Origin of the sequence: Sphingomonas sp. PP-CE-1G-424, from assembly GCF_004341085.1 — a bacterium.
Classification (GTDB): Bacteria; Pseudomonadota; Alphaproteobacteria; order Sphingomonadales; family Sphingomonadaceae; genus Sphingomonas.
In genome coordinates, this window is record NZ_SLXW01000001.1 from 154,389 (window position 1) to 168,022 (window position 13,634).

General features: G+C 67.1%; 13 protein-coding genes. 9 read left to right on the plus strand and 4 right to left on the minus strand.

Annotated features, from left to right (window positions below):
- The first annotated feature begins 2 nt into the window (after nt 1-2).
- The 3 genes from flgH (at nt 3) to C8J43_RS00765 (ending at nt 2,496) form a co-directional block, all read left to right on the plus strand.
- A complete protein-coding gene (gene flgH / locus C8J43_RS00755) occupies nt 3-785 on the plus strand; it encodes a flagellar basal body L-ring protein FlgH (RefSeq protein ID WP_133029361.1) in 783 nt (260 codons plus the stop codon).
- 170 nt (nt 786-955) lie between these two features.
- Entirely contained in the window at nt 956-1,837 is an 882-nt protein-coding gene (locus tag C8J43_RS00760; RefSeq protein ID WP_056055662.1) for a flagellin, read from the plus strand.
- A 266-nt stretch (nt 1,838-2,103) separates the two neighbouring features.
- Nucleotides 2,104-2,496, plus strand: coding sequence for a hypothetical protein (locus C8J43_RS00765; protein WP_133029362.1), 393 nt, complete (start codon nt 2,104-2,106; stop codon nt 2,494-2,496).
- A 51-nt stretch (nt 2,497-2,547) separates the two neighbouring features.
- Here the strand turns inward: C8J43_RS00765 and C8J43_RS00770 are convergent, their stop codons facing one another.
- A complete protein-coding gene (locus C8J43_RS00770) occupies nt 2,548-2,961 on the minus strand; it encodes a hypothetical protein (protein ID WP_060527510.1) in 414 nt (137 codons plus the stop codon).
- A 112-nt stretch (nt 2,962-3,073) separates the two neighbouring features.
- On the opposite strand from C8J43_RS00770, the gene C8J43_RS00775 reads away from it, so the two are divergent.
- Together C8J43_RS00775 and C8J43_RS00780 are read left to right on the plus strand one after the other, a co-directional pair.
- Nucleotides 3,074-3,334 (plus strand): hypothetical protein, encoded by a 261-nt coding sequence (locus tag C8J43_RS00775; RefSeq protein ID WP_133029363.1) that lies wholly within the window; start codon nt 3,074-3,076, stop codon nt 3,332-3,334.
- Nucleotides 3,331-5,109 carry a hypothetical protein gene (locus C8J43_RS00780; RefSeq protein WP_133029364.1) on the plus strand — a complete coding sequence of 593 codons (1,779 nt, stop codon included), beginning with the start codon at nt 3,331-3,333 and terminating at the stop codon, nt 5,107-5,109. The genes C8J43_RS00775 and C8J43_RS00780 overlap by 4 nt, the downstream gene beginning before the upstream one ends.
- A 566-nt stretch (nt 5,110-5,675) precedes the next feature.
- Here C8J43_RS00780 and C8J43_RS00785 read toward each other — a convergent pair.
- From C8J43_RS00785 to C8J43_RS00795, 3 genes are read right to left on the minus strand one after another with little or no spacing between them, the layout of a single operon-like run.
- Complete coding sequence (locus C8J43_RS00785; protein WP_056055650.1) at nt 5,676-6,584, minus strand: flagellin; 909 nt, start codon at nt 6,582-6,584, stop codon at nt 5,676-5,678.
- A gap of 13 nt (nt 6,585-6,597) precedes the next feature.
- A complete protein-coding gene (gene flgK / locus C8J43_RS00790) occupies nt 6,598-8,691 on the minus strand; it encodes a flagellar hook-associated protein FlgK (RefSeq protein ID WP_056055647.1) in 2,094 nt (697 codons plus the stop codon).
- A 36-nt stretch (nt 8,692-8,727) separates the two neighbouring features.
- The gene (locus C8J43_RS00795; protein WP_133029365.1) at nt 8,728-10,032 is read right to left on the minus strand and encodes a flagellar hook protein FlgE; all 1,305 of its coding nucleotides are present in this window, start codon (nt 10,030-10,032) and stop codon (nt 8,728-8,730) included.
- Nucleotides 10,033-10,284: 252 nt separating this feature from the next.
- Here C8J43_RS00795 and C8J43_RS00800 point away from each other — a divergent pair, with 252 nt between their 5' ends.
- Genes C8J43_RS00800 through C8J43_RS00815 form a run of 4 tightly spaced genes read left to right on the plus strand, consistent with a single transcriptional unit; the run spans nt 10,285 to nt 13,547 of the window.
- Nucleotides 10,285-10,689, plus strand: a complete 405-nt coding sequence (locus tag C8J43_RS00800; RefSeq protein ID WP_056056059.1) for a flagellar biosynthesis repressor FlbT — start codon at nt 10,285-10,287, stop codon at nt 10,687-10,689.
- Between the two features lie 10 nt (nt 10,690-10,699).
- Entirely contained in the window at nt 10,700-12,073 is a 1,374-nt protein-coding gene (gene fliI / locus C8J43_RS00805) for a flagellar protein export ATPase FliI (protein ID WP_133029366.1), read from the plus strand.
- Nucleotides 12,070-12,546: a hypothetical protein gene (locus C8J43_RS00810; RefSeq protein ID WP_133029367.1), complete on the plus strand. Its 477-nt coding sequence runs from the start codon at nt 12,070-12,072 to the stop codon at nt 12,544-12,546. The genes fliI and C8J43_RS00810 overlap by 4 nt, the downstream gene beginning before the upstream one ends.
- Complete coding sequence (locus tag C8J43_RS00815; protein WP_133029368.1) at nt 12,543-13,547, plus strand: peptidoglycan-binding protein; 1,005 nt, start codon at nt 12,543-12,545, stop codon at nt 13,545-13,547. Before C8J43_RS00810 ends, C8J43_RS00815 begins: the two co-directional genes overlap by 4 nt.
- Nucleotides 13,548-13,634: the final 87 nt, after the last annotated feature.

A 13,634-nucleotide genomic window follows, 5' to 3' on the forward strand; every position in this document is an offset into this window, starting at 1 on the left:
CCATGTTTTCCCCTATTCTGAAACCCGTGCTGACGCTTGCCGGCCTCACGCTCGCGGTCACGACATTGTCCGGTTGCGGCGCGGTCGGACGCCTCAAGGAAGTCGGCAAGGCGCCGACCTTTACCGAGGCGCTGCCCGTCGACAGCCCGCCGATCGAGGATTCGCTCGGCCGATCGACGCCGCACGTGATCGGCGGGCGAACGGCGGCAGTGGCGACATCCGCCCCCAACGCGTCGCTGTTCCGCGCCGGCGCGGGCGCGTTCCTCGGCGATCAGCGCGCCTCGCGTGCGGGCGACATCCTGACGGTGCGGATCAACGTCGCTGACAAGGCAGTGGTCGGCAACACCACCGCGCGCAGCCAGGGCGGGTCCGAATCCGCCGGTCTGTCGGCGCTGCTCGGGCTGCAGGCTCCGCTCGCGAAAATCCTGCCGGGATCGGTCGATCCGGCCAAGCTGGTCGCAGGCGACTCCGCCTCGAAGTTCAACGGCAGCGGCAACATCAGCCGCAGCGAGACGATCAACATGACGATGTCGGCGATGGTCACCGATGTGCTGCCCAACGGCAATCTGGTGATCCGCGGCCGACAGCAGATCCGCGTGAACTACGAACTGCGCGAACTGATCGTGACGGGCATCGTGCGTCCGCAGGATATCGCCCGCGACGACAGTATTCGCCATACCCAGATCGCCGAGGCCCAGATCAGCTATGGCGGCCGTGGCCAGCTCAGCAGTGCGCAGCAGGCCCGCTGGGGCCAGCAGATCTACGACGCGCTGTTTCCGTTCTGAACCCGCGCGGTGGCTAACCTTTCGTTAACCACCAAATTTCCGACAAGCCCGACCGAACTCTCGAATTTTTTCCCAGAATAAAGAACCGGCCTCGCACCGAGGCTGTCGAGGACCGGCGAACCGGTCCACGTCGGCAGAAGCCAGCGTATTTATTCCAGAAGGAAATCATCATGGCATTGTCCGTCAACACCAACTCTGGCGCAATGGCAGCCCTCCAGGCTCTCAACGCGACCAGCAAGGGTCTCGCCACCGTTCAGAACCGCATCAACAGCGGCCTGAACGTCAGCTCGACCAAGGACGATTCGGCAGCTTTCACCATCGCACAGGGCCTTCGTGGCGATCTGGGCGGTCTGAAGGCGGTCAGCTCGTCGCTCAGCCGGGCGAAGAGCGTTACCGACGTGGCTGTCGCAGGGGCGGAGCAGATCTCGGACGTGGTCAACCAGATGAAGACGCTTGCCAAGCAGGCGTCGGATGACGGCATCTCGACCGATACGCGCTCTGCTTACAACAAGGACTTCAAGGCCCTTCGCGATCAGATCACCACGATCGTCAACTCGTCCGAGTTCAACGGCACCAACCTGCTGAAGAGCAGCGGTGGCGCAGTCAGCGCACTTCAGTCGCTGTCGAATACCGCAACGGGCAGCGGCACGTCGTACACCCCCGACACGTTGTCGATTGCCAACCAGGGTCTGGATCTGGCGACGACCGAGACTCAGTCGACCGGCGCCGGTACCGGCACGCTCGGCCAGAACTCGGAGCTGACCGATTCGGCAACGTCCAAGAAGATGGTCGATACCCTCGATACACTGAGCAAGTCGCTTAACGGCAAGCTCAGCGATCTGGGTTCGGCATCGCGCAAGATCGACGCCCAGACGACGTTCACCAGCAAGCTGTCGGACACCATCGAAAGCGGCATCGGCAATCTCGTCGATGCGGATCTGGCCAAGGAATCGGCGAAGCTTCAGGCATTGCAGGTCAAGCAGCAGCTTGGCGTGCAGGCTCTGTCGATCGCCAACCAGGCGCCGCAGACCATCACGTCGCTCTTCCGGTAAAACGGGAGCGGGCGCCTCGTCGGCACCCCCAAACCGTCGGCGGGCTACCGGGAACCGGGATCGGCGAAAGTCGGTCCCGGTTTTTTTCGTAACGTTTCATTGTGTTACTCGAACGTCACAACCCGACATTAAAATCGTATTACGTATAACTACCTAATTTCCGTCAAACCCATTTTGCTGCATATCTCGAACAACATTGAGTATTTCTAGTGACATACGCGTAAAAGCAAGGGTTCAAACGTGACGGTACAATACAGGCATCCGGCTTGCGGATCGGATCGATCGTGAACAACGCGCTCTATGAGCTGCGGTGCCAGCTGAACATCGACGACGCGTCGGCGCTGTGGGATGCCGCGGCGGCCAAGGCGATGACCTATCCGGACACGACGCCCGAGACCGTCGTCGAGATGATCGGCCCGCGCGAGGATCCCGAAATCGCGGAGTGCCTGCTGCTCCTGCTGCAACCGTCGGTGGCGGGATGCGACCTCGTCACGCTGAGCTGCGACTCGGTTGGTGCCGCAATTCCCGTACCGACCGCCGAGATCAAACCGCGGACCGCCACTGTGGCGATCGGCGCCGTCCGGCCGCCGCCGTTCCTGCGTACCTGGAATACGCGGGTCGCAGCGGAGCTTTCCCGCGCCGTCCGCATCGCCGAGTAACCCGGTCCCAGCTTCGACCCCAATTTCGACCGCCCGCCTGCGCCGAACGGCTCAGGCGGGGCGGGCCGATACTTCGACCACCAGCACGCTTGCGACATCCGGGTTCCGCCCGCGCAACACACGCGTCATGTCCTGCGCCAATCGCGCGACATCGACCGGTTTGTAGGGCGAGGCGCGAAGCCGTGCGAACTCGCTCGCAGACGCAAGCGCACTCTCGCGAAGGCTCGGAATCGCGGCCTTCAGGCGCGCCGCCGCCGTGACGTCCGCCGCCCTCAGCACGATCTTGATCTTGAGCCGGCCATCCGCGCGATCGCCGTCGATGATCGGCACGACCAGTTCGGGCATCGCCACGAACGTCGCATCCATCGCCGGCTGCGACTCGCCTTCCGACGCCGACGCGCCGGTTGCCGCGACGATCGCCACGGCGGCCGCAGCGATGTGCAGAAGGGAACGGAACGCAGCCATCGAAAATCCTACTCGCAACGCATAGCCCGCCAACAGCATGTTTCGCGCGGGACGACGCCCCTCGGTAGCTCAGACATCCTATAATTGGATGAAGATAAGGGACGTTTACGCCATGAGCCAAGATCAGAAACCCGGAAAGGTCCGACTGCTCGACGCCAGCGGCGAGCAGTCCCGGCGTCGCGGCGACACGCCGCCGATCGTCATCGACGGCACCGCTGCAGGAACAGCCGCCGCGTCGCCGGCCCCGCTGCCCGTCGCGACATCCGGCGCGCTGGCGTCGGCGATGACCAACCGTGCCGGCATAATCCTGGCGCTGTTGTTCGTGCTGGGATGTGGTGCTGGTGGTGCGGCTGTCGCGGTGTTCTTCGCGTGATCGGTCTCCTGATCGGAGCCGCCGCGCTCGTCAGCGCATCTCCCAAAACGACTCTCGCCCCCGCGCGCCTGCCTGGTTTCGCAGCAGCGCTAGCTGAGCGGCCCTTGCCGGCAGGCGCCGCCGCCTGGTCGGCCAAGGGCGACGATGCCACCTGGGCTTCGCTCGCCGCGGCGACGCCCGCTACGCGGCAGTCGCTGCGATGGGACTATGCGACCAGCCTGATCGCGCGCGGCTTGGCAGCGGAGGCGATCGGCGTGCTCGACGTGATGCGCGCCGACGATCCCGATCTGGCGCTCGTCCCCGCGTGGATGCGCGCGCGCGGCGTTGCAGCCGCGATGGCGCGGCACACCAGCGAAGCCCTGACGATGCTCGGCGACGACACGCTGCTCGGCGATTCGGAAGCCTGTCTCTGGCGGATGCGGACGCTCGCGGACTCGTATCGCGCTGCCGAGGCGCTCGGCCAGTTGCGCTGCGCCATGCCCGCGCTCACGGGCCGGACGTCGGCTGCCCGCCGCCCGTTCGTCATCGCCGCGGGGAGTGCGGCGCTGGACCTGGGCCGCGCCTCACCCGCAATGGCGTGGCTGAACGCGGTGCCCGACGACGATCCCGCCGCCAATCTGCTCCGCGGCAAGGCCTATGCGCTGCTCGGCCAGATGCAGCCGGCGCGACTTCGTCTCGACCGCGTCATTCTGAGCGGCGATGACGTCGAGCAAGCCGATGCCCGCCTGGCGACGATCGAGAACGGTGTCGCGTCGCACACGCTGCCGGTCGGCGAAGCGACCCGCCAGCTCGAGACGCTGCTGTTCACCTGGCGCGGCGACAGGATCGAACGCCGCGCGCTCGAGCTGTCGGTTCGCCTCGCGACCGCCACGCACGATACCGGTCGCATGCTCGCGAGCGGCGCGACGCTGTTCCGCTATTTCGATCTCGGCGCGGCCTCCGGTCCACTCGTGGCGCAACTCCAGACTCAACTGGCGCAGGCGCTCGCGCCCGGCTCGGCGCTGTCGCTGGTCCAGGCCGCCGGGATGTTCTGGGACTATCGCGACATCGCGCCCGCCGGCCCGGTCGGCAACCAGCTCGTCGAAAACCTCGTCAACAGGCTCCAGGCCGCGGGGCTTTACGGTCGCGCCGCCGATCTGCTCGATCACCGCCTCGACACGCAGGCCAGCGACGTCGAGCGCGGTCCGCTGACCGTCCGCATCGCCAGCCTGCAGATCCTCGCCGGCACACCCGACGCCGCGATCCGCACGCTGCGGGGCACCGACATCCTCGCCTATCCGCCCGATACCCTGGCCGATCGACGCCGGGTCGAGGCCGCCGCGCTGCAACTGCTCGGCAAATCCGCCGAGGCGCTGGCGACCGTCGAGGATGTGCCGGGCGGCGGTGCGCTGACTGCCGAGCTATATTGGCGCGCGCACGACTGGGCGCGTCTTGCCGCGGTCGGCGAGCAGGCCTTGCCGAAATCGCTGCCCGGCGCCGGTCGCAGTGCGTTGAGCGAAGTCGGTCAGGCGATCGTCCTGCGCCAGGCGATCGCGCTCGCGATGCTCGGCCGCGAATCCGACCTCGCCGCGCTGCGCAGCCGGTATGGCCGCGCGTTCGAAACGCTGCCGACTGGCTCGGCGTTCGCGACGCTGACCGCGCAGTCGGGCTCGATCGATCCGGCGACGCTGAGCAACGCGATGGCCGCCCTCCCCGCCGCCAGCCCGGCGGGCGCGTTCGGCGATCTGCTCGACCAGGGCAGCGCGGCGATGAGCCATCCGACGAAGGCGGGCTGATACGGAGGGCGCGCCTAAGTATCAGCGGCCGTGCTATACCAAAACGGATAGATATTTAGCGGGTGAGGGCGTGACGACCTTAAAATCATCCCGTCGCCCCGGACTGTCTCGGTTCCTGTCCCCCTCGAACAAGTACGAGTCCGCGATCGTACGGCACCACGCCCTTCCGTGTTCTCCCGCGAAGGCGGGAGCCCAGTCTGGATCCCCGCCTTCGCGGGGAAACAAGTCTTACTTGGCCGAAAATGGTAGCCGTCTACTGGTTCGGGGGTCCACAGTTTCGCAATCCGCAGTCTGTCGGTTTGGGACACCGTGGAGGCCGAAATCGAGCTTCCCTGAGCAAAACCCAAGAGTCCGGCGTCCCGGGAAAATAAGCTGAACCGGCGCGCCAAACTGAATGTCGACCGCCCTCAAAATCCTCCCCCGCCAGGGAGAGGTGGCGCCAAAGGCGACGGAGGGGGCGGCACGCGAAACGATGGTCGCCGCATCCCTCCCCCTCCGTCAGGCTGCGCCTGCCACCTCCCCCTCGCGGGGGAGGATCGGCATTCAGTCCCTAACCGTCGCCCACCCTATTTCAGATAGTCGACCAGGCTCATGCTCGTCAGCTGGCCGAACACCGAATAACTCGCCTTCAGCACGCTCTGCTGCTGCGCGAGATCGGTCGAGATCTGGCCGAAATCGGCGTCCTCGACACGCGAGATCGAATCCTTGAGCAGCGTCGCACGCTCTTCGCCGCGCGTCGCCAGCGTCTCGACCTGCGACTGCTTGCGCCCATTCTCGGCATTGACCGCGCGTACGCCGGTCAGCGCGGTCGCGATCTGGTTGACCGCGGTGCCGAGCGCATCCTTTTGCGCCGCGGTCATCTTGTCGCCGATCGTCCCTGCCTCGGCCAGCGTGCGGAACGCGGCCAGCATCGTGCTGCCGAGATCGCTGGCGACCACGCCGTACGTCAGGTCGGTGCCTTCGGCGACGCGCGCCGAGGCGCGGACCAGATCGTTGGCGAACGCGGTCGCGGGGGTGGCACCGATCGTGTCGGCAAGCGTCGCTGGCTTGAACGGCACGTCACCGGTCTGCGACCCGCCGAACAGCGGTCCGCTGCCGTCGGTCGCATTCAGCGCGGTCCGGAACTGCCCGAATGCGCTGTCGATCGAGGCCTGGAGCCCAGCCCCACTCCCCGTCCCGATCGCGGTCAGGATACTCTGCCGGAGATCGGTCGCGCCGGTATCGATCGACGTGATGTTGGCATCGTACAACGACAAGGTCGTCCCGAGCCGCGTCGCCGATGCGGATTGCGATTCCTGGCGCGCGAGTACGGTGCGTGCCGACAGAGTCCGCGCCGCATCGGTGCCAAGCCCCGCCAAAGTCGACGCCTTCTTGCCGGTGTTGAGCTGGGTCTGGGTCGCGGCCAGCTTGCTCTGCGCACGCTGGATGGCCTGCGACAGAGTGTTCTGGAACGGAACGGTGGCGACGCGGATCATCGGATCATCCTTCTTATCTCACCATGGCCAGCAGCGTGTCGTACATCGCCGAGGCGGTACTCATCACCCGGGCTGCCGCCGAATAGCTGTTCTGGAGCACGACCATCTGGCCGAGTTCCTCGTCGATGCTGACGCCCGAAAAATTGTCGCGGCTGGCGACCGCGTCGTCGCGGCGCGTCGTCGTCGTCGTCTGCATCGTCTGCGCGCGCGACGCGGCGGTGGCGGCATTGCCGAGCACGCTCGCGGTCAGCCGCGACACCGACGTCACGCCGTTCCTGCCGAGATCGACGACCGCTTCGGTGGCATCGGCAAACCCCGACGCGCCCCGACGATCGCCCGCGCCGAGTGCCTTCGCGCCGACCGCGACGTCCTGGAGACGGGCGAGCGGAAGGCGGCTCGGATCGGCGACGATATCGCGGCGCACCTCGGCACCAGCAAGGCTAGCGGTCGCACCGCCCAGCCCGGTGATCTCGGACAGGCTGCGGCCGGTACCCGCGCGATCGGTCGTATCCGAGACCACCGACAAGGCAGCCCCCGCATTGCTCGCGGTCGGCGAGAACCGGATCCGCCCCGCATCGTCCATCGCGAAACTGCCATAGCCGGCCAGCGGGCTCGCATTCAGGTTGGTGACGAGATCGCCGAAGGTCGAGCCGGTCGCGCCCAGTGTATACCGCGCCAGCACCCGCCCGGACGTATCGCGCAATGCGAGGTCTGCCGACTGGCCCGCGGCGAAACCATGCGCGTCGCCCGACTTGAAGCCCGACGGCGCGAGCATCGCCGTGTCGCTGCGAACGACATCGTTCAGGCCAAAATATTGCGAGAACCCGATCCCCGCGCGGGCGCTCGGGCTGGTCGCATCCTGGCCGATCGCGACGCCGTTGCCGCTCGCGCTCGCTGCGATCGTCAGCTTGCCGCCGACGAAGCTCGCGGTGCCCGCGCTGCCGAGGCCCGCATTGATCGCCGCGACCGCGTCGTCGACGGTCGCGTTCGCGCCGAGTGCGGAGAAATCGATTTTGGTCTTGGCCACCAGCGTACCGTCGCTCTTGGTCACCGCGAACGTCGCCGCGCCGGTGAAGCCGAGCCGGTCGCTGCCGGTCAACGCGGTCGCGCGCCCCTCCAGCGTCGCCGGCGGCGGCACTGCGGTGCCCGCGTTCGACGCGGTGTTGAGTACCTGCGCCATCCCCGCGAACACGTCCGCGACCTGATCCGAAAACCCCGGAAGCTGATGATCGCGCAGGTCGAGCAGGCCACCGAGCTTGCCGCCGATCGACGGGCTGTCGATCTTCTCGCCGGTCGTGGCGCCGGGCGAGCCGTCGGCTGCGGCAAACCGCACTTCGATCGGCGCATAGATCGGCTGCGAGGATCCGGCACCACTGTCCGCATAGGACAATTGACGCAGCCGCCGGTCGACCAGCTGGACGCCGGTGGTCGTCTCGATCGTCACGCGGCCATCGGACTGTTCGCGCGCGTTCACGCCGATGAGTCCGCTCAATTCCTGGATCGCGCTGGTCCGTTGGTCGGCGACGCCGGCCGAACTCCGCCCCAGCCCCTCGAGCCGCGCGACCGAATCGTTCAAGTCGTAGATATTGCGCAACAGCGTGTTGGCGCGGTCGACCGAATAGCCGACTTCGCCTTCGACGTCCGACCGGATCGCCGACACGTCCGTGCCGAGCTGCTGGATCGTGCCGACCGCATCGGCGACCGATCCGACGAACGCCGCGCTGGTCTGCGGACCGCCCGCGCTGCCGGTCATCGCGGTCGCCGCCGATGCGACCGCATTCAGCCGCGCCGAGATGCCCGAATCCGAGTCCGACGCCCCCAGCACCGACTGCAACCGATCGAGATAGGTCGAGACCACCTCGGCGCGACCGGCATCGCCCGATCGCGCGTAGACGGTGGTCTCCAGATACTTGTCGGCGACGCGGCTCGGTTCGCCGACCACGACGCCCGTGACCCGGCCCGCGGTGACGCTGGTCGTCAGCGACACCTTTTCGCGTGCGTATCCCGCGGTGTTCACGTTTGCGATGTTGTTGGACACCGTCCGCATGGCCGCCTGCGTGGCGTTCAGGCCGGACAGGGCGGAGGACAGGATTTCGCTGAGCGACACGCGCAGTACCTTTGTTGAGCCGGGTGCTAGTCGGGCTTATCGCTTCAGGTTGCTTGCTTCCTGGAGCATGTCGTCGACCGTCGTGATGATCTTCGACGACGCGCTGTAGGCACGCTGGAAGCGGATCATGTTGGTGAACTCCTGCGCCAGGTCGGCGGTCGAGGCCTCCAGCGCGAAGCCCTTGATGTTGCCCGCGCCGAGCGATCCCGGTGCGTTGATCGCATAGGCACCCGACACGCTGGAGGCGCTATAGCCGTTGCCGCTGATGCGCGTCAGGCCGTTCGGATTGGGCACCGTCGCGACCGGCAGCTGGAAGATCGCCCGCGTGCGGCCGTCGTCGAAGGTCGCGCTGACGACACCCTGGTTCGACACCGACACCGACGCCACGTTGCCGAGGATGCCGCCATCGACCGACGAGGATACCAGCGAAGACTCGGTGCCGAACTGGGTCAGCCCGTCGACCTTGCCGTCGGTGCCCAGCGACAGCGCGATCGGATCGGCGCCCGCCGCGTTCGTCCAGGTCGGCGTGACCGAAGAAAACAGCGCCGGCGAACTGTTCGCCCGGTCGAGGCTGCCGTCGGCGTTGAACTTGATGTCGCCGCTGGCGAGCAGGCCGTTCGCCGCGGTCACGTCGGTTGCGGGCTGCGCGTAGATTTCGGCCTTCCAGCTGTTCGGGCCGGTCTTGATCGCACTCAGCGCGACACGGTGAGCGCCGCCCTGCTGGTCGTAGACGTCGACCGATCGCGAGAAGCTCGGCGACGCCACCGTGCCGTTCGCCATGTCGCCCGCGGTATAGGCGCCCGTATAGGCTGCCGTGGTCGACTGGAAATTCGCCCGCATCTGGATCTTGCTGGTCGCGGCTGCGGTGCCGGTCAGGTCGCTGACGCGGATCGGTTCGAGCGCATTGACGCTGCCCGTGTTGACGTAGGCACCCTTCGTATCGAGCCGCCAGCCCTGCAGATACTGACCCGACGTGTTCTTGAGGAAACCGTCCTTGTCCGGCGAGAACGAGCCCGACCGGGTCAGCGACACGCCGCTGTTCGCGTCGCTGCTCGACCGCGTGATGAAGAAGCCCTGCCCCTCGATGCCGAGATCGGTCGAGTTGCTCGACGCCTGCAACAGGCCCTGGTTCGAGATCAGTGCCTTGGGCTGCGCGGTCACGCCGCCCGCCGTGTAGCTGTTCGAGGCGCGGCCGTCGCCGACGAGCGTGCTGAACTGGGTTTCGACGGCCTTGTAGCCGACCGTGTTCACGTTGGTGATGTTGTCCGCGACCGCGGCCATCGCGCTGGCTTCGGCGGACAGGCCGGACACGCCGGAAAACAGGGCTGAATACAGGCTCATGCGAATACGTCTCCAAGCGGACATCGACGACAGGGTGGGCGGATACGCGCCCCTTCTCGTCACTTTATAGGGGCGTCCACGCATCGCCGGTCGGCAGCGCGCGGGTTTCGTAAAGATGCCGGTCGTGAAGATGCCGGCGACGCAGCATCGCGGGGACGTGCCCCTGGCTCACAAGGCGGCAAATCTTGCCGGGTCGCGACCGCACTTCGTTAATCCATCCTATAACGATCCAGACACATGAAGGGTGGTTGGATGACGTTGCGGATAACCTTGCGGGACGGAGAAAAGATGATCGTCAACGGCGCGGTGCTGCGCGCCAACGGTCGCGTGGAGCTGATCGTCGAGAACCAGGTCGCGCTGCTCCGCGGTCGCGAGATCATGGCGCCGGACGAGGCGACCACGCCCGCCCGGCGGCTCTACCTCGCCTGTATGATGGCCTATATCGACGATACGGCACGCGACGCGCATCAGGATCGCATCGTCGTGCTGCTCGGCGAGCTGCTGTCGGCGTTCGAAACCGCCGCGGCGCGCATGCTGTGCCTCGAATTCGCGCACTGCGTCGCCACCGCCGAATATTATCGCGCGCTCGGCATCTGCCGCCGGCTGATCGACTATGAGACCGCGGCGTTCGATCGCCTCGCCGGCCGCGCCGCCTGAAATGCGAACGATGCAGGTCCTCGCGGCGGCGACCGCCACCCTGGCGGAGATGCCGTTCGACGAGCGCTACGGCACTGTCGTGGCCGCACGCGGAGCGCTGATCGAAGTCGACGGGCTTGGCAACGCCGCACAGATCGGCTCGCGGATCCGCATCGCCATCCGCACCGGCACGATCGACGCCGAAGTCACCGGTCTCGAAAATGGCCGCGCCTTGTGCCTGCCGTTCGGCGACCCGCAGGGTGTCGCGGCCGGCGCCCGCGCGGTCGTCGCCGCAGGTGAGTTCGCGATCCGCCCCTGCGCCGCGTGGCTCGGCCGGATGGTCGATGGCCTCGGTCGCCCGGTCGACGGCAAGGGTGGGTTGCCCACCGGGCTGGTACCGCGTCCGATCCGCGCGACGCCCCCGCCCGCCGCCGGGCGTGCGCGCGTCGGCGCCAAGGTCGAGACCGGTGTCCGTGCGCTCGATGTCTTCGCGCCGCTCTGCGAAGGTCAGCGGCTCGGGCTGTTCGCCGGGTCGGGCGTCGGCAAGTCGGTGCTGCTGTCGATGCTGGCACGCTGGACCGACTGCGACGTCGCGGTGATCGGGCTGATCGGCGAGCGCGGCCGCGAGGTCCAGGAATTCGTCGAGGACGATCTCGGCGCCGCCGGTCTCGCGCGCAGCGTGGTGGTCGTCGCGACCTCCGACGAGCCCGCGCTGATGCGTCGTCAGGCCGCCTGGACGACGCTCGCGATCGCCGAACATTTCCGCGACCAGGGTCTCAAGGTGTTGTGCCTGATGGATTCGGTCACGCGGTTCGCGATGGCACAGCGTGAGATCGGTCTGGCGTCGGGCGAACCGCCCGCGACCAAGGGCTATACCCCGACCGTCTTCGCCGAACTGCCGCGGTTGCTCGAACGCGCGGGGCCGGGTCTTCCCGGTCAGGGTACGATCACGGGGTTGTTCACCGTCCTCGTCGATGGCGACGATCACAACGAACCGGTGGCGGATGCGGTGCGCGGTATCCTCGACGGCCATGTCGTGATCACGCGGAAAATCGCCGAGCGCGGCCGCTATCCGGCGATCGACCTGCTGAAATCGGTCTCGCGCACCTTGCCGCGCTGCCACACGCCCGAAGAGAACGACATCCGCTTGGCCGCGCGCCGCATCCTGTCGACCTATGGCGACATGGAGGAGATGGTCCGGCTCGGCGCGTACAAGCCTGGGTCGAGCCCCGAAGTCGACGAGGCGATCCGCCTTGCGCCACAGATCGAGGCACTGCTGACGCAGGGCAAGCAGGATCAGGCGAACGCCGCACAGACCTTCGCGATCCTGGCCGAGTTGCTGGCGGTCGAGCCTGCAGCGACGGCGGACGCGCGCCCTGAACCCACGCTGGAGATGGCAGCATGACGACGCCTTACGATACCGCGTTGCGCGTCGTCGAACGCAAGCTCGACGCGGTCCGGGCCGCGATCGGCCTCGCGATCGACGAGCTCGAGCGGATCGAAAAAGCGCATATCGCGGTCGAAAACGCGATGATCCGCGAAGGTCTCGTCGCGTTCGGCGAACCCCGCCTGACCACCGATCGCTACTTCGTCCGCGCCCGCGACCACCGTCGCCAGCTCGCCGAGCACCGTGCCGCCGCGCACCTGCATCTCGAGTCGCTGCGTCGCAAGGCGGTCGAGGTCTATGGCTCGCGCACCGCGATCGAAGGTGCCGTCGGCGCGCACCGCGAGGCCGAGGCCCGCAGCCTCGCCGCCGCCGAACAGGCGATGCTCGACGACCTTACCGCGGCGCGTCGCGCGTCACGGCGCGGCCGCAAGTTTGCGGCCCATGTCGCGAACGCCCGGCTCGCTCCGACCAGCAAGATGCCCACGCCGTGATCGATCCGACAGGTCTGGCGAGCGTCCCGCGCGATCGCCGGGCCGCGATCATTTATGGTGCCGCACAAGCCGAGATGGCGAAGCATCTCTGGCAGGCCGCGCTCGGCGGATCGGGGAACGGATCGCGCGACGACTCCGCCTCGGTGACGGCACGCGACGCATCGTCGCCGACCTCGCTCGATTCGCTGATCGCGCTGCTGATGCCGGAAGCCAAGGTTCCTGCGACGACGCCAGATCCGGTTGCCGGAGCCGCGGAGGTTCGCGCCCGTTTTGCAACGGCTGACCTGGGGCCCGCTCTCCATCGTCCTGCAATCGATTCGGCCCCGCATACGGGGGTGGCTGCCGTGGACGGTCTCGGGCGCAATGCCCGGCACGCGCCGACCTTGCAGGCCGCCGCGGCGCGCACCGGTATTCCGGCAGCGGCACTGGCCGCGATCGTCGACGCCGAAGCCGGCAAGGCGCGCGATGGAACCTGGCAGACCTATTCGCGCAATCCACGATCGAGCGCCGCCGGCCTCGGTCAATTTCTCAGCCGGACCTGGGAAGGCATGGCCGAAACCGGCGGAACCTGGCTGAACGGATTCGCGCGCGCCAATGGCTTGCTCGGCGAGAACGGCAAGGTGCTCGCAAGCGCGCGGGCGACGGTGCTGTCACTGCGCTACGATCCGACCGCGGCGATCAACGGCATCGCCGACTTCGCCCGACGCAATCTCGACGGACTCGATCGCGCGGGCGTTTCGGCGCACGGCGAGGTCGGTGCAACCGCGCGACTGGCGTATCTCGGCCACCATCTCGGATTGGGCGACGCGGTGCGGTTCGTTCGCGACGGCGGACTGTCCGAATCGCGCGCGCATACGCTGCTCAATGCCCAGATCGGCGCCGGCGACAGCAGCCGTCGAATCGCCTCGACCGGCGACGCCACGGTCGCGCACCGCAACTGGCTGCTCGATTTCATGGACCGCAAAATCCGCCCGCAACAGTTCGCAAACATTTCCGGCTGACGATTCCGTACAATCCAATTACATCCTATATGGGAGATACAGGATGTTAACTAATTGACCCCAAAAGGAGATTGTTCGGAAGCGCTG

Excerpts from the sequence above, each read along its gene's own strand:
- C8J43_RS00800 (WP_056056059.1), top strand. The coding sequence starts at position 10,285 with ATGACGTTGCGGATAACCTTGCGGGACGGAGAAAAGATGATCGTCAAC.
- C8J43_RS00795 (WP_133029365.1), bottom strand. The coding sequence starts at position 10,032 with ATGAGCCTGTATTCAGCCCTGTTTTCCGGCGTGTCCGGCCTGTCCGCC.
- flgH (WP_133029361.1), top strand. The coding sequence starts at position 3 with ATGTTTTCCCCTATTCTGAAACCCGTGCTGACGCTTGCCGGCCTCACG.
- C8J43_RS00775 (WP_133029363.1), top strand. The coding sequence starts at position 3,074 with ATGAGCCAAGATCAGAAACCCGGAAAGGTCCGACTGCTCGACGCCAGC.
- C8J43_RS00770 (WP_060527510.1), bottom strand. The coding sequence starts at position 2,961 with ATGGCTGCGTTCCGTTCCCTTCTGCACATCGCTGCGGCCGCCGTGGCG.
- C8J43_RS00785 (WP_056055650.1), bottom strand. The coding sequence starts at position 6,584 with ATGATCCGCGTCGCCACCGTTCCGTTCCAGAACACTCTGTCGCAGGCC.
- fliI (WP_133029366.1), top strand. The coding sequence starts at position 10,700 with ATGCAGGTCCTCGCGGCGGCGACCGCCACCCTGGCGGAGATGCCGTTC.
- C8J43_RS00810 (WP_133029367.1), top strand. The coding sequence starts at position 12,070 with ATGACGACGCCTTACGATACCGCGTTGCGCGTCGTCGAACGCAAGCTC.
- C8J43_RS00760 (WP_056055662.1), top strand. The coding sequence starts at position 956 with ATGGCATTGTCCGTCAACACCAACTCTGGCGCAATGGCAGCCCTCCAG.